Origin of the sequence: Psychrobacter sp. TB15 (assembly GCF_000511655.1) — a bacterium.
Lineage (GTDB): Bacteria > Pseudomonadota > Gammaproteobacteria > Pseudomonadales > Moraxellaceae > Psychrobacter > Psychrobacter submarinus.
The window spans coordinates 75,220-95,958 of record NZ_AYXN01000012.1 but is presented as its reverse complement, the minus strand read 5'-3'; the positions used below and the strand labels follow the sequence as shown (position 1 = coordinate 95,958).

16 protein-coding genes are annotated in these 20,739 nt (G+C 45.1%); 6 read left to right on the top strand and 10 right to left on the bottom strand.

The features are described from left to right. Positions 1-175: 175 nt before the first annotated feature. Entirely contained in the window at positions 176-910 is a 735-nt protein-coding gene (gene pnuC / locus W234_RS0102075; protein ID WP_025644272.1) for a nicotinamide riboside transporter PnuC, read from the top strand. Then, positions 855-1,484, top strand: a complete 630-nt coding sequence (locus W234_RS0102070; RefSeq protein ID WP_025644270.1) for an AAA family ATPase — start codon at positions 855-857, stop codon at positions 1,482-1,484. The genes pnuC and W234_RS0102070 overlap by 56 nt, the downstream gene beginning before the upstream one ends. A gap of 44 nt (positions 1,485-1,528) precedes the next feature. Here W234_RS0102070 and W234_RS0102065 read toward each other — a convergent pair whose 3' ends face one another. Beyond that, positions 1,529-2,212, bottom strand: a complete 684-nt coding sequence (locus tag W234_RS0102065; protein WP_025644268.1) for a DUF421 domain-containing protein — start codon at positions 2,210-2,212, stop codon at positions 1,529-1,531. Here W234_RS0102065 and W234_RS0102060 point away from each other — a divergent pair. The 4 genes from W234_RS0102060 (at position 2,183) to W234_RS0102045 (ending at position 5,200) form a co-directional block, all read left to right on the top strand. Next, positions 2,183-3,064 carry an inner membrane CreD family protein gene (locus tag W234_RS0102060; protein ID WP_084212600.1) on the top strand — a complete coding sequence of 294 codons (882 nt, stop codon included), beginning with the start codon at positions 2,183-2,185 and terminating at the stop codon, positions 3,062-3,064. The two genes, W234_RS0102065 and W234_RS0102060, sit on opposite strands and share 30 nt — an antisense overlap. A 21-nt stretch (positions 3,065-3,085) precedes the next feature. Continuing rightward, positions 3,086-3,610 (top strand): TIGR00645 family protein, encoded by a 525-nt coding sequence (locus tag W234_RS0102055; RefSeq protein WP_025644264.1) that lies wholly within the window; start codon positions 3,086-3,088, stop codon positions 3,608-3,610. 100 nt (positions 3,611-3,710) lie between these two features. Beyond that, on the top strand, positions 3,711-4,661 hold the full coding sequence (locus W234_RS0102050; protein WP_025644263.1) for a DMT family transporter: 951 nt from the start codon (positions 3,711-3,713) through the stop codon (positions 4,659-4,661). A 167-nt stretch (positions 4,662-4,828) separates the two neighbouring features. Continuing rightward, positions 4,829-5,200, top strand: coding sequence for an MliC family protein (locus tag W234_RS0102045; RefSeq protein WP_025644261.1), 372 nt, complete (start codon positions 4,829-4,831; stop codon positions 5,198-5,200). 103 nt (positions 5,201-5,303) lie between these two features. On the opposite strand, the gene W234_RS0102040 is transcribed toward W234_RS0102045, so the two are convergent. The 9 genes from W234_RS0102040 to W234_RS0102000 form a co-directional block, all read right to left on the bottom strand. Continuing rightward, positions 5,304-5,909 (bottom strand): class I SAM-dependent methyltransferase, encoded by a 606-nt coding sequence (locus tag W234_RS0102040; RefSeq protein ID WP_025644259.1) that lies wholly within the window; start codon positions 5,907-5,909, stop codon positions 5,304-5,306. 295 nt (positions 5,910-6,204) lie between these two features. Further along, on the bottom strand, positions 6,205-10,494 hold the full coding sequence (gene hrpA / locus W234_RS0102035) for an ATP-dependent RNA helicase HrpA (RefSeq protein WP_025644257.1): 4,290 nt from the start codon (positions 10,492-10,494) through the stop codon (positions 6,205-6,207). Between the two features lie 162 nt (positions 10,495-10,656). Further along, positions 10,657-10,974, bottom strand: a complete 318-nt coding sequence (locus W234_RS0102030) for a hypothetical protein (RefSeq protein WP_025644255.1) — start codon at positions 10,972-10,974, stop codon at positions 10,657-10,659. Positions 10,975-11,114: 140 nt separating this feature from the next. Then, positions 11,115-12,083: an alpha/beta fold hydrolase gene (locus W234_RS0102025; protein WP_025644253.1), complete on the bottom strand. Its 969-nt coding sequence runs from the start codon at positions 12,081-12,083 to the stop codon at positions 11,115-11,117. Between the two features lie 503 nt (positions 12,084-12,586). After that, entirely contained in the window at positions 12,587-14,005 is a 1,419-nt protein-coding gene (gene guaD / locus W234_RS0102020) for a guanine deaminase (RefSeq protein ID WP_025644251.1), read from the bottom strand. A 182-nt stretch (positions 14,006-14,187) separates the two neighbouring features. Beyond that, complete coding sequence (locus W234_RS0102015; RefSeq protein WP_025644249.1) at positions 14,188-15,207, bottom strand: XdhC family protein; 1,020 nt, start codon at positions 15,205-15,207, stop codon at positions 14,188-14,190. Next, the gene (gene xdhB, locus W234_RS0102010) at positions 15,200-17,794 is read right to left on the bottom strand and encodes a xanthine dehydrogenase molybdopterin binding subunit (protein WP_025644247.1); all 2,595 of its coding nucleotides are present in this window, start codon (positions 17,792-17,794) and stop codon (positions 15,200-15,202) included. Before xdhB ends, W234_RS0102015 begins: the two co-directional genes overlap by 8 nt. Next, the gene (gene xdhA, locus W234_RS0102005) at positions 17,794-19,416 is read right to left on the bottom strand and encodes a xanthine dehydrogenase small subunit (RefSeq protein ID WP_025644244.1); all 1,623 of its coding nucleotides are present in this window, start codon (positions 19,414-19,416) and stop codon (positions 17,794-17,796) included. The genes xdhB and xdhA overlap by 1 nt, the downstream gene beginning before the upstream one ends. A gap of 626 nt (positions 19,417-20,042) precedes the next feature. Further along, on the bottom strand, positions 20,043-20,735 hold the full coding sequence (locus W234_RS0102000; protein WP_025644242.1) for a 1-pyrroline-5-carboxylate dehydrogenase: 693 nt from the start codon (positions 20,733-20,735) through the stop codon (positions 20,043-20,045). Positions 20,736-20,739: the final 4 nt, after the last annotated feature.

Sequence of the window (20,739 nt, the reverse complement as noted above, 5' to 3'; positions counted from 1 at the left end):
GTTATTGTTATTATGCCTGAATATTATAATTTTGCTAATAGTTTGTTACAAATAACTATTAACTGCGATGTAACCTTAGGTTTTGCCCGACTCTTGTCTTCAGCTGAGCTATAATAGAGCAACTGAACCTCCCCCTTGATACTGACTCAACTCGACTATACTACTGGAAACCCTGATGGTAGAACTTTTTAATTGGCTTTTTGGTCAATATGCGGACTACTCCACCTTATTTATCAGTCTAGAGCTCATCGCCGTCAGCTGCGGGGTTGCAAGTGTGCTGCTGGCGAGTCGACTCAATGTCTTAGTCTTCCCTATCGGTCTGATCAGTACGGCGATCTTTGTTTATTTGCTATGGCAGTGGCAGTTGTTTGGCGATATGTTTATCAATGCCTATTATACTGTCATGAGCTTGTATGGCTGGTTTAACTGGACAAAAAATAAAGCACAACTTCAGAACCGTGCCAAAAAAAACATTCAGTCTGGCTCCGAGATACAATCTGAGGTACAAGTTGAGCGTATTAATAAACAGGATCTGCCGATATTAGCGCTTTTAGCAGTAGCAACTATCGCCTTTGTGGCGCTAGTGTATTATTTTCGGCCTGTTATTAATAATAACTTCAGCTTCGATGGCGTCGTATTAGGCCTTCATCTATTCACTTGGGTAGATTATACCGATATGCTCACCACAGCGCTGTTTTTGATGGCAATGTGGCTGATGGCACGACGCAAAATTGAGCACTGGCTATTGTGGATCGTCGCCGATGCCATCTCCGTACCGCTATACTTTTATAAAGGCTTTACTTTTACCGCGTTTCAATACGTGATTTTCACACTCATTGCAATTTGGGCTTATTATGAATGGCAACAACGCTATCGCAGTCAATCCACAGTTAAGACAGCATACGCCTGATTCAGTCTTTACTGTTGCTATCTTAGGTGCAGAGAGTACCGGTAAGACAACCTTGTGTCAGGATTTGGCTGAGCATTTCAGTCGTCAAGGGACTAGTGCGTGGGTGCCTGAATATATGCGTGACTACTTGCAAGACAAATGGAACCAACAGCAGGCCACTTGCACTTGGCAGGACTTACTTCCTATAGCCCAAGGTCAAATCGAGCTTGAAAATAAACTCGCTCAGCAAGTCGCGCAAACCGTGCATACCAACCATACCAACAAAGGCTATTTATTTTGTGATACTAGTCTCTTTGAGATAATGGTTTATTCAAACTGGTACTATGGTGACTGTCCTCTTGCCCTGACTCAGGCGGCACTGGCGCATCATTATGACCTGATACTACTGACTGAGGTCGATACGCCGTGGGTCGCCGATGATTTGCGTGATGCGCCGCATGAGCGTGATGAGATTAGCCGCTACTTTGCAGATCAGCTTAGTATTCATCACAAGTCATTTAGACGTATTGGTGGTGGTAGACAGACTCGTGTTATACAGGTAGCAGAGTGGTTAAACAATTTTTATTGTGTGTAAAATTTTGCTTAGGCTATTTTAATAAAAACAATGACTGGTATGGCTTATCTGACAATCTGGCTATTGAGCGCTTTTGCCCAGTTTTTGCAGTTATTCTGACAGCGCGAGCATATTTGATTAGGGGTTGTGATATGCTCGATATAACCGCAGTACATGCAAGCATAATGCACGCCTGACTCTACCTGCTCCACTGGCTGATACTGCTTAGGAAAAAGCGGCATACCGTAGCCTGTTTGCTCAGGTGGGTATAATAAGACGCTAAAATTGCCATCGGTTTCTAGCAGGCCGGTACGCACTTGCCCTAGATGCTCCACGCCCTGCTGACGCATCTCAGCAAAAAACTCATCGTGCGACATCTTGCCTTTTTTGATTTTGTCGAGCACCAGCATCCCATCTTCTACGATATACAGCGATCTTCCTTCTAGCAAATTTTCAAACGGCTGAAACTTCATCATCGCCCACGTACACAAGCGATACAGCAAGATGACGGTACTCATAATCAGCACCGCTTGGATGATCGGTAAATCCTCAGTAAACATCGGGTCGCCAGCGATAGAGCCTAATGACAAAATGATAGTCAGCTCAAATATAGATAACTGACGGACGCCGCGCTTACCCGTAAAGCGCAAGAACATAATAATCAGTACAAACATCACAGTCACACGTACCAATATCTCTAGGACAAATGCCCACGTGGTATCATAAATAAAAATACTCGCCCAATCCATAAATGGTTCCTTGTTGATATTACTATTGATTTACCGCTTGCCGGTATTAGTAACCTAAACACAGTCCCTACCGGCTCAAACTTTGAGCTGAGTATGCAAAGCAACTGGCATGCACCAAACTTTATAGGTAAAGCTTTGCCGAATACTAAAGACTTTAGTGCTGAGGGATTTACTGCTAACTGGCAAAACCAGTACCTGACTGTGGCTAATAATCAATATTTATCGCAGTGCTTGAGCACGGCAAACAATAGCTGCACCGTTGATAGCAGAGCGCGCTTAAACAATGGCAATCATGCTGATTATGAGGCGGCAGCAGTCGTCGTACAAGAAGCTGCCGGTAGCATAGGTAGCACCAATCACGGCAACCTAAATAGCGTGCGTCTTAATAGCTTTGGGGTCAGTTTCGCAGAACCTAACGATGTCTATTTGCAAGCAGAACGTACCATGAAATACGCTCTACTATTAATTTTGATCTCATTTGGCACTTTCTTTTTATTTGAAGTGATTAAATCGAGTCGCATCCATCCGATTCAGTATTTGTTAGTAGGCTGCGCGCTATTGACCTTTTACGTTTTGTTATTACCATTAGCTGAGCAAATCGCTTTTTGGCAAGCTTATGCTATTGCAGGTAGTAGCTGCGTTGGGCTGATCGGTTGGTACACTTATTATGTGCTCGGCGGCGTCAGGCGAGCGGTTATCTTTACCGCTATCTTAGCCGGTCTCTACGCCGCCTTTTATGGCATTCTCACCACTGAAGATCTAAATTTACTGTTAGGTGCGGTCTTCTGCTTTATACTACTTGCCTGCGTGATGGTAATGACCCGTAAAATTGACTGGTATAAGATCGCTTGACTTAACACTAAAGAGGCCTCAATGATAAAAAAAATTGAATTTTATTTAGAAAAGACCATCTTCAATAGTCGTTGGATATTGACACCGTTTTATTTAGGCTTAGTAATAGGTATCTTTTTGCTATTTATTAAGTTCGTACAAAAGCTAGTAGGAATGATGACTTATGTAGTAGACGCCCCAGTATCTGATGTTATTGTAGATATCTTGGTACTAGTTGATATTTCTTTGGTAGCTAGTTTATTGCTCATTATTATCTTTAGCGGCTATGAGATTTTTGTCTCCAAAATCGATACGGGCACAAGCGACGATCGTCCAAGCTGGATGGGAAAAGTGGACTTTTCAGGCCTAAAGCTAAAAGTAATAGGCGCGATAGTTGCTATCTCAGCCATTGATCTTCTCAAGTCATTTATGGATATATCTAGCAAGATGAGTGATCTCGATGCTGATAAGCTCATGTGGAAAGTGATTATTCACATGGCTTTTGTACTCTCAGGTTTATTGTTTGCATTCATGGATAAAATCGTAGGCGACACCAAAAAGCATTAATCAATGCCATTATTTATAGGGCGTGTTGAACATTCACAAATAGGCAGTGCCATGGTTGAATGTTCAACACGCCCTAATACTCTAATTCTAAAGGGTTCTCTTGACAGCTACTTTCTATACTATTATTGCCCTTGTAGCTTTCGCTACCAATTCTCTACTATGCCGAATGGCATTGATGGAAGATGCTATCGATCCTTGGAACTTTACGATTTTACGACTACTGAGCGGCGCTATTTGTTTAGGTATTATCATAATCTTTCATACTCATCGTCTAAAACATCAGACACAAACCGCGACTTCTTTTAACAGCGACTTTAACACTGACAATAATAACGCTGCTGTTGCTGCTATTTTAGCAGATAAAGGCAGCTGGCTTAGTAGTATCAGTTTAGTGGTCTACGCGCTTTGTTTTTCGCTTGCTTATGTGGATCTAGATACCGGAACTGGGGCGCTCATATTATTTGCTGCTGTGCAACTGACGATGATAGGTTGGGGTATTTACCAAAAGGAGCAATTAACTGTACTGCAGTGGCTCGCGCTAGCTTGCGCGCTGATTGGCTTTGTCTATTTGATGCTCCCTTCAGCAGCCATACCTTCTTTTACAGGCGCTCTGACTATGGCACTTAGCGGTATAGCTTGGGGCATCTATAGTATACGCGGCAAAGCTTGTCTCTCGCCGCTACGAGCTACGGGGTTTAATTTTATCAGAAGCCTAGTCGCTATCCCTTTTTTGTTGATAGTCGCTATCAGCCATTGGGCTGGGATAAGTATGCAAGGCGTGGTGCTAGCAGTAATATCAGGCGCGATTACTTCTGGCCTCGGCTACTGTATGTGGTATGTGGCTATGCCCTTTTTAAAAAACACTCAAGCGGCAGTGGTGCAGCTTTGTGTACCGATAATTGCAGCACTAGCAGGTGTTTTGTTTTTGTCAGAAACTCTGAGCTTACGCTTTATTATCGCAAGTATCGTTATTCTAGGAGCAGTATTAGTATTCGTGCTGAATAAAAAGCCTAATAACTATAACGACTCTGCTGTCATTGTAGAGTCATAATCGGAGCCTAATTATCCAAGCCTGGCTCGTTTAACATTTAAACTTATACACTTTGAAATACGATGGTTACGAGACAGGTATCAAATGATAACGAGAATAGTTTTATTAAAGTGTAGGATACTCGTTGGCATTTAAACACTTCATTCTTAAATTTCTTGAGGACAATTATGAAAAAATTATTAGTATTAACGCCAGCGGTTTTAGCTCTAGCTGCTTGTGCCAACAATCCATTCGTGGGAAGCGATCAGACAGGTGCTACAAACCAAGTCGTCAATTCTTATACGTGTGAAGGCAATGGCAAAGTTACCGCTGCCTATGCTGCAGATGGTAGCGCTGCTAACTTAAACATTACTATGCCAAAATTCGGTATTAGCAATCAAAAAGTTATCATGACGCAAGCGGTATCTGGTTCTGGCACGCGCTATGTTAATAATGACAATCCTAAGATGAACCTACAGTGGCAGACAAAAGCAGACTACGGTGTCATCAGCGCGAAGCTCGCTAATGGTAAAGAATACAGCGTAAACTGCACGATGTAATCGCAAAGACTCTGTTCAAAAATAAACAAGGTGATAGATACTAAATCTATCACCTTTTTTTGGCAGAAATATTTGCTAAATAATCAGTTGACTATGACATCCCTTAAGACTGTTTTTTTCTACCGATAAACTGCACTACCGCGCTTAGCCCCTGATGACGTGTCCCTTCTAATATCATGCGCTGCTTTTCTACTCCTGTTATTTCGTCTAACTCCGCAAGCTCTGCTCGTAGAGCTACTAATGAGCCAAAACGATCTGGTTGGTCAGCAGGCGGTCCACCAACCGCATCCAGCTTGGTTTGCTCATAAGTATAAGCTTCGAGTAAATATACTCCGTTCGGCTTTAAAGATGTGGCTATCTGCGCATGAACTCGCTGACGGACCGCTTCAGGAACGTGCGCCCAAATGGAGATGATAGCATCCCAACTATTGACTCCAAACTCATAATCAGCCAGATCAGCGACTTGAGTGCGGATAGTAACGCCTTTATCAGTGGCTAATTGCTGCGCTTTGTGTAACCCAACTTCAGATAAGTCCATAGCGGTCACTTCATAACCTTGCTCGGCTAAGAAAACAGCGTTCCTGCCCTCGCCTTCTGCTAGGCATAAGACACGCCCGCCTGCAGGTATCCGCTTGTATTCTTCCTTTAAAAAATCGTTAGGCTCAGTGCCATAAACAAAGCCCGGTTCGCTGTAGCGTTCATCCCACATATTATTATCCTTGTTTAGCAAACTTATAAGTAAGAACTTTAATCAGAGCAACATGTCAAGTTTTGGAGTGAGCAGTACAATTTTTTTACGTGTCCAAAAAAATCTATTTAAATCTCGCTTAAACAAAAGCTTCCTTGCGACGCTATGAACTAGGAAATAATAAAGGTTTGGGGGACCTTTATCCTAGCGCAAGAGAAAATCTATGATTTTCTGGCGACATGCAATTTTTTAACGCGTCCAAAAAATTCCCTTTAAGGAATTTTTACTTGCGACGCTAAAATTAGCATGTAATTTTTTAACGCGTCTCATCCCAAACCTTTTTAAGACGCTTTGGTGAGACCGCCATACGCGTTTTCATCGGTTGGGCGAAGAGCTGAATACGGTATTCTTCCACCATCCAGCGGTACTTACTGATAGCAGCGTCGCTCGCACGATTAGCCAGTCGCTCCATATGCACATCGAGCGCATAAACGCCTTCGAGATCCGACTCAAGGTTATGCTCAAGCCGCTCAATTCGCACCTCTAGTGCTTCTAGATAACGCGGATACTGCTGCCAATGACTGTAGTCCATACGATAAACAAAATCCGCTAAGTACAAGTCCGATAGCTGATCCTCGATATCATCGATGGACTCGCCAAACACTTCTTGATCGAGCATCAATAGGCTCTGACGAATACGCTGCCAGCGCGTATAGACTTCTTTTAAGATTTTGATGACGCTTTGTCCTGTCAGTAGGAAGTTACTGACTACAACTTTTTCAGTCTGTTGGTACTCCTCGCTGGTAAAAGGCAGCTCCTCACTCAAGTCAACCGCGATACTATCAGCGCTCTCAGGTAAGTCAGAGCTATGATCGAATAAGACATAGTGCTCCTCTAAAGTGGCATCGAGCGCGGCATCGATAACGATAGTCTTCAGCTTTTCCATATCACCTAAAGGTGCAAAAGCCATTTTGAATATCTTATCGATTTGGCTAGTCAGCTGTTTTTTCTTTGCGCCAAGCTTAGCTTTGATTAAGGTTAATACTCCCGTGCGATGCGCCTCCAAGGCGGCATTGACATCAGTATATTGATGAATCGATACCGCGGTACCTGCTTCGTCGGCGACCAAAGCAGAGAACTGCTTCATCACCACGCCTGCGCTATGGCGGTTTTTGCTAAAGGTAAAGTGCTCAGGGAAACTCGTATGCGCGCCTTGCTGTTCGGTCACCGCTTGACTGGTCTCACTGGCATGACGGATTTGCAACGTTTGCAGATCACGCCCCTTTTCGATAATACGGTTTTTGTCATCGACGACTGATATCTGCGGCTGCAAGTAACGATCGATAGATGAGGGATCAAATTTGTCAGGCGTCACCGAGGTAATACCGCGGCGATTCAGCGCATGGCAAAGCTGCTTAAGCAGACCTTGCTCGCCCTCAGGCTCGAGCTCATCAAACAAACTATCCGCGGTATCTGGAATCGGTACGATTTGACGGCGAATGTCTTTTGGCAAGGATTTGAGCAGTTGCAGTACTAGCTCATAGCGCCAACCCGGTACGCCCCATAACAGCTCGATAGCATCAAGCTGCGGTAGTGCAGCAAGTGGCACCCGAATGGTCACCCCATCATCGTCGCTGGCAGGATCAAACACGTAACGCAGTGGCAAGCGCAAATCGCCTAACTGCCAAATCTCAGGAAAGTCGCCGGTAGTCGGTGCTTGACTGTTAAGCACATCGTCATCGGTAAAGAATAGATACTTAGGATCGCTTTTTTCCATCTCCGCGCGCCAATCTTCAAAGGCTTTGCGGCTAGCGACGTTCTCAGGAACTTTTTTATCATAAAACTGATACAGCGCCTCTTCATCAACGAGTAAATCGCGGCGCCGCAATTTGTCCTCAATGCGTTCAACATGAGCAATTTTATCCATGTTATGCTGCAAAAACGGCGCTTGCCGACCCAAATTACCCGTTACTAAGCCGTCACGGATAAAGATCTCGCGCGACTCAGAGAGGTTGACTTGCTCATAGTTAGTCAGCTGCTTAGAGATGATAATCAGGCCAAACAGACTGATCTGTGCGTAGGCTTTGACGCGTCCGGTCTTCTTTGACCAATGCGGCTCGAAGTAATGATATTTGAGCAAATTACCCGCTTCAGCGATAATCCATTCAGGTTCTATCTTGGCAACGGTACGCATAAACACCTGCGAGGTCTCGACGACCTCAAAAGCCATCACCCAAGGCGGTACTTGTTTAAATACAGTACTAGCGGGAAATATTTTGGCTTTTTGTTGACGCGCGGCTAGATACTCGCCACGGCTTTCTGTTTTGTGCGCGATGGTCGAGAGCAGGCCTGTCAGTAGCGCCCGATGTAGATTGGCGTACTTAACCGCTTTGATGTCTTCATCTTCAACCAGCGTGGGATCGCCGCTTAGCTTTTTTGGATTGCTTATTTTTTTACTTGTAGTTTTAGCATCATTATTGTTTTTAGCGTTTTTTTGCTTAGTTTTACTATTACCCTTTACTTCTTTTACATCGGTTAGATTTAAATCAGTGACCATTTGCACCAATTGGCGATGGGTTTGATTCCACTCACGCACGCGCGGGAAGCTAAGATAGTTCTTTTTGGTGAAGTTTTTACGCTGATTGCCAGAGAGTTTGTTACCGTGCTCGTCAGCCTCAAATAGCGCCTTCCAAAGACTCAAGTAAAACAAAAAGTCCGAGTCATCTTGACGAAATTCAGCGTGCTTTTGATCGGCCTGTTGGCGTTTATTCGCAGGACGCTCGCGTGGATCTTGCACTGCTAGAGCCGCAACGATAATCAGCATCTCGCGAATACAATCGTAGTCGCTACCGGCAACCAGCATACGTGCCAGCCTTGGATCGATAGGCATACGCGCCATCTTTTGCCCGATACGAGTCAGACGCAGATGATCCAAAGTTTGTTTGCGTTTGGGTAGGTTAGCTTTGTCATTTTTGGCGGTAATTGCGCCAAGCTCGTCAAGCAATTTATGACCATCAGTCACCAAACGGCTATCGGGCGGCTCGATAAATTCAAAATTCTGGACGCTACCTAAACGCAGGTTTGCCATCTGCAATATAACGGATGCAAGATTGGTTCGCAGTATCTCAGGCTCGGTAAACTCAGGGCGACCGCTAAAGTCCTCCTCAGAATACAGACGAATACAAACGCCCGGTGCGACACGACCACAGCGACCTTTACGCTGATTGGCAGCCGCTTGTGAGATCGCTTCAATCGGCAAACGCTGTACGCGCGAGCGATAAGAGTAGCGTGATATGCGCGCAAAGCCCAAGTCAATCACGTAGCGAATACCGGGTACCGTTAGAGCGGTCTCGGCAACGTTAGTGGCGATGACGATACGGCGTCCGCGGCCAGAGGGCTGAAAGATGCGCTGCTGCTCTTCATAAGTTTGACGTGCAAACAGCGGTAGCACTTCGGTATGCTTAGGTCCATGACGAACCAGTACATCTTGCAGTTCTCGAATCTCAGCTTCGGTTGCGGCAAAGATTAAGATATCTGCTTGATCGGCATGGCCTTTGCTTTGTGCATCGGTGAAGCACTCATCCACTGCGGCAACGACTGCTCGCGGTAGATTCTCTTCGAAGTCATCATAGCTGTCGTCATCTGAGCTGGTTACTGGCTCATCAGTTAGCGGACGATAACGCACTTCAACGGGGAAGCTGCGACCCTCGACGTTAAAAATCGGCGCAGGGATTTTTCGTTTGAGCTTGTTATCATAATAACTAAAGTACTCGCTAAAACGCTGGGTATCGAGTGTCGCTGAGGTAATAATAACTTTGAGATCAGGGCGCTTAGGCAGCAGCTTTTTGAGATAACCCATAATAAAGTCAATATTAAGACTACGCTCATGCGCCTCATCGATAATAATCGTATCGTACTTACTCAAAAACCTGTCATGACCAAGCTCAGCGAGCAAGATACCATCGGTCATCAATTTGACAACCGACTGCGCTGACCCCTGTTCGTTAAAGCGAATCTTAAAGCTAACGGTATTACCCAACTTCTCGCCAAGCTCTTCGGCAATACGGTTAGAGACGCTACGTGCAGCAAGACGACGCGGCTGCGTATGCCCAATCTGCCCTGTTATACCGCGGCCCGCTAGCATCGCAAGCTTTGGTAATTGTGTGGTTTTACCAGACCCTGTCTCCCCTGCGACGATGATGACTTGGTTGTCAATGATGGCTTGCACGATGTCATCAGCGCGCTGACTGACAGGCAAATCTAGGTTTAAGGTGGCTGGCAAATCATCAGGAATACTATCGATACGCGACTGCACAACCTGCTGTGAGCGCGTTTTGATTTTATCGTACTGCGCGCGCTTTTTAGCCAGCTCTTTTTGCGCTTTGTCTTGCTTATCATCAGTATTTGAATTTTTGTTTTTTGATACCGCCGCGCGTGCCAGCTCACGCTCTAACCGGCTTAAGTAGTGGCTGTCTTTCGCCAACACAGGTAGTTCTGTAAGGCTATCTTTATCTGCTATCTGAGCTAGATTACGAATCGTATCATTTAGATCTTTTGCTGAGTTATTCTCTGCTAAGTTTGGCGCATCTTTTAAAGTATTAGACATATTTGCTTAGGCTATTTATTGTTTATAAGTGCTAAGAGTATGGGGGTATTTTCGGCGGGATTCAAGGTGGTTAAGGTGTTTGCTTGGTAGCTTAAATTAGCTTTTAACCTTTTAAAAAGCTGTTTTAAAAACACTATAAAGATATAGGAGCTGTTGAAATAATCAATCGCTACTGCTATAAATCGTCCGCTGATCTCTAGCTGCCTTTGCAAAGAAGTCTTGCAGCTTTTGTAATGGGACTCTAGGAAAAGGCAGTTGCAAAGAGAGTATCACTCGCTCAAACGCTACCATCTCTTCAGCTAAAGCCTTGGCGATATTAGGCTCGATCTGTGGGTTGTCATAGAGCGTATCGATCAGCCAAGTTAATTGCGGAAAGTCGGCATTGTTATGAACCTGATACAGCGTAGGTACGAGCTTATCAGAGATTTGGCAGCGTGTTTTTCGAAACAAGCCGTTCTTGTAGTACATATTTAAAGCCATACCAGCCCCTTGCTTTGGTTGCAACACTTATACTGACACTAGATTACCACACCCTCTTCATTATTATCAGTATGTGTCAATTTAGAGCTATCATTAATAGTAAACCTTATTAAATTATTAATTGCTAATAGGCTGATGCGCTAATCAGTCTGCGCTAAAAAATCTTTAACCACAGCGACTGTCGCTTGTGGATCTTCTTCATGCGGTACATGTCCTAAATCCTCAAATACCTTGAGCTGACTATTAGCAATATCTTGATGAAAGAGATAAGCATTTTCGACGGGAATGAGATAGTCTTGTGCGCCCCATAGTAACAGCGTAGGCTGTATTAATGATTTGATTTGAGCTTGATCTTCAAAGTTATCAAACTCACGCAAGCGGTCCGATAGCGCGCTGCGATTACCCTCTCGCAGGGATAAATCGTAATAACGATCTACTAGTTCGTTATCGACTTTACTATCATCAGCATAGACACTGAGAATGCTCTTTTTGACCACACTGCGCGGTAAAATATTGCTCAAAATAGGTTTTAGGATAGGATAAGCGGCGAGCCTAAAGCCAATAGGAATGCTTTTGGGAGTGGTCCGATAACCAACGGCATCGACTAAAATAAGGGTATCAACGCGCTCAGGATAAAGCGCTGCCGTACGCCAAGCGATTTTGCCGCCTAAAGAATTACCCGCTAAGATTACCTTATCTACATTTAACTGGTCTAAAACTTGTATCACAAAATCAGCATAATTGGCGCTAGTGTATTGGGTGGCGTCATTGGCATAAGGACCGGTCAACCCAAATCCTGGCAAGTCCATGCTCACCACACAGTACTCATCACTAAGCTCATCCATCCAGCCTTGCCAAGTATGTAAGCTCGCCGAAGTACCGTGTAGTAAGACGATAGTCTCTGCGGTATCTGCATTAGCGCATTTAGCCGATCGCAGTACATGAACTTGCATGCCATCGATTTTGATAAACTCGCTGTTAGGCAGTTGCCATTTTTTAAGCGCTTTAACGCTTTTGTCAGATGCCCAATAAACGGCTATCAATACAGCCAGTGAAATGCCTGAGGCTAGAATAGCAAATAGTAGAATTTTGACTAAGCGTTTTTGCATTTAATAGATACTCATTAAATTTAGTAGATTAGGCGTCATTTGAGACCGTCATTTGAGACCGTCATTTGAGACCGTCATTTGAGACAAAGTACCGCTTTGAAAAAAGCTAATTTCAAGCTTATAAATACAAAAAAGCCAGAGCATATTTACTAAGTAGATTAGGGCGTGTTGAACATTCGACCATGGCACTGACAGCGACTATTTTTTAGGCGTTTCGATGTTAAAAATAATAAGTTTAGTCATTCTAAGCGCTTATTTTTAACGATGAAGCGGCAAAAAAGAGTCCTGTCCCTGTTGTTGTCGTGAGGGCTGATGCTAAAATTGCCCCATACTGCGTTACAAGTCTCGTTAAGGCATCTGCATTATCGTCGCTTTGTGCCTTGTCTGGAACAATTTTAGCGATCAGCAGTGCCTATTTGCGAATGTTCAACACGCCCTAGTAAACATACTCTGACTATATCAAATTATAGCGCTATGCCAAACCCTATCTCTAAAGTCGCCTTTTAAGCGCTAAGCTTTTTATATCGACTCACCCCAGCAATGATAGTCTCATCAATCACTCGGTCATCGCCTAGCATCATCAAGACAAATAACTGCTCCTCAAGAGTTTTCGTCTGACTCATGCGGCGCTCTAATAACGCTGTGCCTGCTAAGTCAATCACCACGAAATCGGCTTCTTTATTCGGCATAAAGTTACCAATTTTATCGTCTAGTACTAGTGACTGCGCGTTACCTAAAGTAATCTGATACAAGCCTTGATGCGCGGATAGCGGATTGCTCTGGAGTTGCTGGACTTTATAGGCTTCATTTAACGTCGTCAGCATTGATAGACTGGTGCCCGCGCCGACGTCGGTGGCGATACTGACTCCGGTGTAGCTCAACGTCTTTGGTAAATCAAATAGCCCACTACCTAAAAACAAATTGGACGTTGGGCAGTGAGCGATCTGAGTGCCAGTATCGCGCAGCACTTCGTACTCCGATGTCTCAAGATAGATACCGTGTGCCAGCGTCGTATAGCGGCCTAATAGTGACATATCCGCATAGACATCGAGGTAGCCCTTGTGATTGGGATACAGCTCACGGACAAAAGCGACTTCATCACGGTTTTCGGCTAGGTGGGTTTGTAAGTACACGTCATCATAGCTGGCGTAAAGCTCGCCTGCCATTTGCAGCTGTCTAGGCGTTGAGGTAATCGCAAACCTTGGAGTAATAGCGACATGCTGACGACCACGATTATGCCACTTATCGATGATATCTTGGCTATTGCGGATACCCTGCTCTGTAGATACACACAGATGCTCAGGCGCATTGGTGTCCATCAGTACGTTACCCGTAATCATCCGTGTCTTAAGTTTTTCGCTCTCTAAAAAGAACGCCTCAACAGACTCAGGGTGGCTTGTGGCAAATACTAGCGCGGTCGTCGTACCATTAGCAAAAAGCTGATTTAAAAAGAACTGTGCCGTATCATGTGCAACTTTTGGATCACCGAAATTTGCTTCGGTGACAAACGTATAGTTATTGAGCCAATCAAGCAACTGTTCACCGTAAGACGCAATCATGTCTATCTGCGGATAATGTACGTGAGTATCAATAAAACCTGGCATGATTAGCTTATCTTGATAATCATGGATTTTTACGGGTTCCTGACCTTCTTGATCATTAGCGTAACTCAATAAAATAGCGTGTTTATGACCGTAATCAACCACGAGACCCGTGGCGTCATCGACGACTAATGCACCCTTGGCGATATATTCAGGATAGACGGTTACGCCAGCCACTACCGGTAATAGCGTTATGTTTTTTTGGACAACTGTAGTCTCGAGACCATCCGAGCTCTCAGAATTAGTGCGTGCTATTCTTTTGTCATAATCATCTTGGGTCAGGTAATGTAATAATTGCGCTTGATAAATATGGATAGTCATAAAAAAGTCTCACCACTCTATTCATAGCACTGATGTCCATAGGCTATGATCAGTATAAAAAGGATTAAAGTCGTTTAAAAAGTTACTTTTTATGGCTATGTTGTACTCTTAATTGGCACTTACAGATAGCTCAGTAGTGATAGATTGTAAAGTTAAACAGCCGGGAGTGGTATATGGATTGCTCACGCTTGATGATACTGCTGCATAATTTGTGCAGCGATAGATACCGCCACTGCCATCGGCTCTTTACCCCCTATAGGCAAGCCTATGGGCATAGTGATTCTCTTAACCAATGACTCACTATAGCCGCGCTGTAGCAAGCGATCACAAAAGCGCTTAGCCTTAGTCGCAGAACTGATACAGCCAATATAAGGAGATGATCCTTTGATAGAGTTATTTATGAGCTCAGTATTATTTTTATCAAGCATTGAGCTGTCTTCAAAGGTTATCTCGTCGTCCGCTTTGAGTACGTCTAATGCTGCACGCACTAACTCAAAATCAAGATTATGATCATGGGTCATAACCAGCATAAAGCGTTTACCGCCTTGCTCTATAAAAGGGCGAACAAAATCCACAGGCTCGTCATCGATATGTACGCGAATGTGCTTTGGCAAGCGATAAGTAGGCTCATCTACACTCTGTGTACTCTTAATCGTAGACTCAACCGATAGATACTGATCGAACCTCTCAGCTCGGCTATCCACCCAATCTACCTGACAAGGCAGCTCTGCTAATATCGTCATCAAAGCCGCTGCCACATGACCGCCGCCAAATACTAGTATCGACAAAGGCGGCGTGATATTAAAGCACTCAAACATAACGGTCACACTACCACCGCAGCATTGGGCCAGCTTAGCGCCTAATGGATAGTGTTTAGTGTAGACCGCATCACGGCGCGCAGCTTTTGCCTTCTCAGAGCGCGCTTTTTGTGATGTTTTGGCGGTTGTGCCCACATCGGTTTCAAGCTCGCCAGTGAGCAGCTGTCTTGCGGTGCTGATAACATCATGCTCAAGACCGCCGCCGCCTAACGTATCGCTAAAATCATCTCCGGTCACAACCATCTTCGCCTGCAGCGCCCTTGGCGCTGAACCGTTCACCGCAACGACAGTCGCCAATACATGCGCAGCCCCCTGCTGCTGATAGCGCGCTAGAGCCTCGTACCAACGTTCAGGCGGCATGGCCGATACAGATAAATTACTCACTGTGGGCCGGACCCCTAGCGACTGAGACATTAGGATCTTTTATTGCCTCAGGCTGCTCGTCATCGTGCTCGCCTGCCGATTTAGGGGGACTGGTGTCCTCAGCGTGTGGCACTGGCTGCGCTTTATCTTTATTATCCATCTTCACTTTGCCATCGGCGCTGAACTGCTCTTTGACTTCTGGGTGACTATCGGTATTTATGTCATCAGTAGGATTTTTTCTTACAGGTATCTCCCACTCCTCCCCTTGCAATCGCATTACTGCTTTTAGCACCGCTTCACTAGTGGCAGGCATAGTCAGATCAGGGTTTACTTTATAATCCGCTAAGCTTGCCACCGCATTGTTGATCGCGCACCAAACACTAGCGGCTAGCATAAAGGGCGGCTCGCCTACCGCTTTTGAGTTATAAATAGTCTGCTCTTCGTTTTTGCGATCGAATAGCTTGACGCTCCACTGTTTTGGCAGATCATGCGACGTTGGAATTTTATAATTAGCAGGACTGTTCGAAGCTAGCGTGCCTTTGTCATCCCATGTCAGCTCTTCTGTGGTAAGCCAGCCCATGCCTTGTACGAAACCGCCTTCAATCTGTCCAATATCAATAGCGGGATTAATTGACTGCCCGACATCGTGCAAGATATCGCAGCGCAGCACCTTATATTCGCCCGTCATAGTGTCAATCTCTACTTCTGCACAAGACGCGCCCAAGGCAAAGTAGAAGAAAGGCCGACCCCAAGCTTTGGAGCGATCGTAAAATATCTTTGGCGTTTTATAGTAGCCAGTAGCAGAGAGGCTAATGCGGTGCTGATAGGCAAGGAGTACCAGCTCTGCAAACGTTAAGGTCTCTTTATCGCCAATCTGCACATGATTATTTTCAAACTTGATACTATCAGACGATACTGCAAAGTGCTCAGCGGCAAACTCAACTAAGCGCCCTTTCACGGTAAGGCAAGCGTTTTGTGCGGCTTTACCATTGATATCCGTACCTGAAGAGGCAGCGGTTGGCGAAGTATTCGGTACTTTATCAGTGCGCGTTGCAGTGACCTTGACCGTATCTAAGTCCACTTCGAATTCATTGGCGACGATCTGGGCAATCTTAATGTATAAGCCTTGCCCCATCTCTGTACCGCCATGGTTGATTTGAATGGTGCCATCGGTATAGATGTGCACTAGCGCGCCTGCTTGGTTAAGATGCTGCACGGTAAAAGAGATGCCGAATTTGACAGGCGTTAAAGCTATGCCTAAACGCTTGTCGCTACCTTCAGCCTGAGCCTTTTCGTTAGCCGCCATTATCTGCTGACGACGCTTATCGTAATCACAGTCTTTCGCTAGATTGTCCATCAAAGTGGCCAAATCAAAATGCTCAATTGGCTGACCATAATGGGTGGTTTGACCATCTTGATAAAGATTATTTAGGCGCACCTCTAGCGGATCTTTACCTAACGTATAAGCAATTTGATCCATCATATATTCAGCAGTCATTAGACCTTGTGGCCCCCCAAATCCGCGATAAGCGGTGTTTGAGACCGTATGCGTTTTGCAGCGGTGGCCGGCAACTTTTGCCGCAGGATAATAGTAAGCATTGTCACAGTGGAACATCGCGCGATCGACAATAGCGTCAGATAGATCTGGCGAATAACCACACAGCCCTGACAGCTGCATATCGACGCCTAGGATCTGTCCAGACTCATCAACACCGACCTCGTAGCGATTAGAGAACTCATGACGCTTACCGGTGACCACCATGTCGTCTTGACGATCCAAGCGCATACTCACAGGCACATTATGACGTTTGGCAACGATAGCGCTCAGACATGACCAAGCCGCCGCTTGCGTCTCTTTACCGCCAAAGCCGCCACCCATTCTGCGCACGACCGTACTGACTGCATGAAAAGGCAGATCGGTGACTTCAGCGACTAGCTGCTGCACCTCACTTGGATGCTGAGAGGATGTATAAACCTCAAGGCCGCCATCATCACAAGGTGTGACATAAGACACTTGCCCCTCTAGATAGAAGTGCTCTTGCCCTAACATATGGATATGACCTTGCAAGCGCTTAGGAGCATTCTCTAAAGCTGACTGCGTATCGCCTCGCGTCATAAAGTGGCTTGGACGTACAAACTGCTCTTGCTCAAGCGCTTGCTCAACCGTCACTATCGCAGGCAACGGCTCATATTCGACTTTCGCTTCCAAAACGGCCTTTTTTGCTGCGCGGTGACTCGTTGCCACTACTGCAAATAGCGTCTGACCGACGTATTCAGTGATGCTATCTACCATCAAAGGATCACCATCAAACACAGGTCCGATATCCGTTGCCGCAGGCAAGTCTTTAAACACTAAAACATCAACCACCCCGTCAGCCGCTCTCACCGCATCTAAGTCCATACTGATAATACGCGCATGAGCGTGCGTGCTTTTGCCCACTGCCAGATGCAGCGTACCTTGCGGCTTTAAGATATCATCGACGTAGGTCGCCGTTCCCATTACGTGACTAATGGCACTATCATGCTTAGCGGAGCTGCCGATTTTGTTTTTGGGTGGACGTACTCGGCGAATTTTATAGCTATCAAAAAGGCTTGAATGATGACTCATTATGCTGCTCCCTGCGTTGGTAACTCAGTCATTAACTGCTTGGCGCACTTGACTAGTAAGCGCTGTACCACATGCATACGATATTCGCGGCTAGCTCTAACATCCGTCATGGGTGACACATCCAAAGGCATGGCATCTGCTGCCATCTTAAAACTTGCGATGTTAACTTTCTGACCGATAAGCGCGTCTTGGCAATGCTGCGCTAACAGAGGAATAGCAGCCATACCGCCTAAACCGATTTTGGCATTAGCAATCGATGAGTTATCTGCTGATAAATCAATTCTCGCTGCCAATAGACAAGCTGAGATATCGTCCTCATAACGTTTACTAATTTTGTGAATAAATAGGTGCTGATGCGCTTGCATTAAAGGAATATGCACCCCGACTACATAACTGCCTGGACGCAATTTGGTTTTTTTATAATCTAGGAAAAACTCAGCCAAAGAGATGGTTTCATCAGAGACTGCAAATGATTTTTTACTATCGTTATCAGCATCCGTCTCTTCATTGATGACATCACAGTGGCGTAGATGCACTCGCGCCTCTAATGCTAACAACACAGGCGGCAGATCACCAATCGGTGAGGCATTGGCAATATTGCCGCCAAGCGTACCCATATTACGGATCTGCGGTGAGGCCGTTCGCGCAAATAAATCAGCAAAAGCAGGAAAGTGCTGCTCTAGAATCGGCAGCATTTGCTTATAAGTCATGCCCGCGCCGAACGTTAACTCTTGATTATCGGCAGACTCTGAGAGCGACCACTGCTGTAGCTCATCGAGCGCTGAGAGCTGAATAATAACCTCATGATCCATCAAGCGCTGAGTAACGGTCAGTCCCAAATCAGTACCTCCCGCCCATATCGTGGCAGTAGGATACACAGCGAGTAATTGATTCAGCTCGCTGACAGTACGTGGTATAAATAGCTGCTTTGAGCCATCAATCAAGGCAGGCTCTATAGTACGTAGTTGAGCGTTCGACTCGGCCTTATCAGTATCGGTTTTCTGAGCAGCATGACTTGCCATAGCATCTGTTGCTAGAGTGAGCGCTTTGGACGGCGTATTTGCGCTATCGAGCTGTTGACCGATTTGCTGCATTTTTAAACCAGCATCGATAATAGGCCGATAGCCGGTACAGCGGCATAGATTGCCAGATATAGAAGCGACGATCTCATCGTAGCTAAAATTAGCGGCGTTTGCATTATCCTGTGTCTGCAGGCGATTGTTTTCGTATAGGTTCGCCAATGACATCACAAAGCCTGGCGTACAAAACCCGCACTGCGAGCCGTGACATTCAACCATCGCTTGCTGCGCAGGATGCAATAGTGCCCGATCAGGATGGTTTTCAGGGTTATCTGCTAGGTAGGCGGCTGTCAATAAATGATGACCATCCATTAGTGACAGTAGTGTGATACAAGAGTTGAAAGTAAAAAAAGGCTCACTCTCAGTACCCGCTTGCGACGGCAAGCGCTGAGCCATGATGGTACAAGCCCCGCAATCACCACTACCGCAGCCTTCTTTGGTATCGGTTTGACGCTCGTGCAAGCGCAAATACTCAAGCACGGTAGTATTAGGGTTAAGATCACGCACTTGATGCGGCTTGCCATTTAGATAAAAATGAATCATAGCTGTACTCGGCTGTCTGGATAAAAAGGAGATAAATAAAATTTATCTTTAATCGGATAATAATACGTTAACAATCAATATATCAAAGGTCAGGCGCACGCAGCGACACTGCCATAAGGTAGTATTCAATTATTGTAATAATAAAATTTATACGACGACGATCATCATACCTACATCAATACTGATAGCTATACAGGTATTGAATAAGCTGACTGCCTATGAGACTGCTGACTGGTTCAGACTTAATCTTTATTGAGGATGGAGCTTCAGTATCTATCAATGCACTTTAAGCGCTTATATAGCTACGAAGATTGAAAAAACGTCCGTTTACTTTGGCTTGTAGCCAATCACTATTCCGTATTTTGATTAACCAATCAAAGCTACTTGTTAAAGCTGACTATTTGGTTAACATTGTAATGTTAGCATTATCTTTAATTATTATACAACTCAAAAACAGCATTTATATTAAAAAACTTAAAACGCTTGGCATATAAAACGCCTAAACTCTAAGACGCTTAGCATTTATTATTGGTCAAGGCATAAAAAGGCCAGCGCTCATTTATCAAAACAACTGATAAACAAACGCTGGCCGAAACCTCTAAACTTACAGACCTTTCTTTAAACGATTAGTCATTACCAAGCTCAAGTAAGCTGGCATTACCACCGATAGCGGTCGTATTAATAGTGATAACACGCTCAGTGACGAAGCGGTGCAGATAATCGAGGCTTAACATCTCAGAGAAGCCCTCCATATCAGTCACTGCTATCACTTGTGTCAAAATACCATCTGTGTTGGCAAGCTCCTGACTGATACTTTGCACCTCTGCTTGGCTACCTGCGACTGCTACTTGTGCAAGGCGATCAATATACAACAAGGTGATCGTTTGTGAGTCATTAGCAACGCTCAGCACATCATCGCTGATGCCGACATTGTAGAGTAACTTAGCTGCTTCTTCGCACATATCGACTTGGCTTGGGCAGTGCATAATTACCTCATTACCGGTCAGTAGTGCTGCAATGAGCTGACCTAATACCGCCATCGCTCTTGCAGATTCGCCGCCGATAACCATAGTTTTGCCGCGAGCGGTGACATATAGATCGTTAGACTCGCCCGTAGCGCCGATCATCCGCTGCACTTCATCAAGCTTCGGCGCGCTGCTAAGTAAATGATAAAATAGCTTGCGCGCTTTATTGGCATCACCTGTTAACAGCGCAAGCTTAGGTATCGCAGCTTCTAAGTACACCGAGCGCTCAACTGCGCCTAATAATCGCCAAGCTTCACAAACCTCAGCATGATTTTTTTTGAATTCATTTGCCATCTTG

What these genes read in the sequence shown, in the direction of transcription:
- pnuC (WP_025644272.1), top strand. Translation starts at nt 176, where the DNA reads ATGGTAGAACTTTTTAATTGGCTTTTTGGTCAATATGCGGACTACTCC.
- W234_RS0102070 (WP_025644270.1), top strand. Translation starts at nt 855, where the DNA reads ATGAATGGCAACAACGCTATCGCAGTCAATCCACAGTTAAGACAGCAT.
- W234_RS0102065 (WP_025644268.1), bottom strand. Translation starts at nt 2,212, where the DNA reads ATGGATTGGGCGAGTATTTTTATTTATGATACCACGTGGGCATTTGTC.
- W234_RS0102055 (WP_025644264.1), top strand. Translation starts at nt 3,086, where the DNA reads ATGATAAAAAAAATTGAATTTTATTTAGAAAAGACCATCTTCAATAGT.
- W234_RS0102045 (WP_025644261.1), top strand. Translation starts at nt 4,829, where the DNA reads ATGAAAAAATTATTAGTATTAACGCCAGCGGTTTTAGCTCTAGCTGCT.
- W234_RS0102040 (WP_025644259.1), bottom strand. Translation starts at nt 5,909, where the DNA reads ATGTGGGATGAACGCTACAGCGAACCGGGCTTTGTTTATGGCACTGAG.
- hrpA (WP_025644257.1), bottom strand. Translation starts at nt 10,494, where the DNA reads ATGTCTAATACTTTAAAAGATGCGCCAAACTTAGCAGAGAATAACTCA.
- W234_RS0102030 (WP_025644255.1), bottom strand. Translation starts at nt 10,974, where the DNA reads ATGGCTTTAAATATGTACTACAAGAACGGCTTGTTTCGAAAAACACGC.
- W234_RS0102025 (WP_025644253.1), bottom strand. Translation starts at nt 12,083, where the DNA reads ATGCAAAAACGCTTAGTCAAAATTCTACTATTTGCTATTCTAGCCTCA.
- guaD (WP_025644251.1), bottom strand. Translation starts at nt 14,005, where the DNA reads ATGACTATCCATATTTATCAAGCGCAATTATTACATTACCTGACCCAA.
- xdhB (WP_025644247.1), bottom strand. Translation starts at nt 17,794, where the DNA reads ATGAGTCATCATTCAAGCCTTTTTGATAGCTATAAAATTCGCCGAGTA.
- xdhA (WP_025644244.1), bottom strand. Translation starts at nt 19,416, where the DNA reads ATGATTCATTTTTATCTAAATGGCAAGCCGCATCAAGTGCGTGATCTT.
- W234_RS0102000 (WP_025644242.1), bottom strand. Translation starts at nt 20,735, where the DNA reads ATGGCAAATGAATTCAAAAAAAATCATGCTGAGGTTTGTGAAGCTTGG.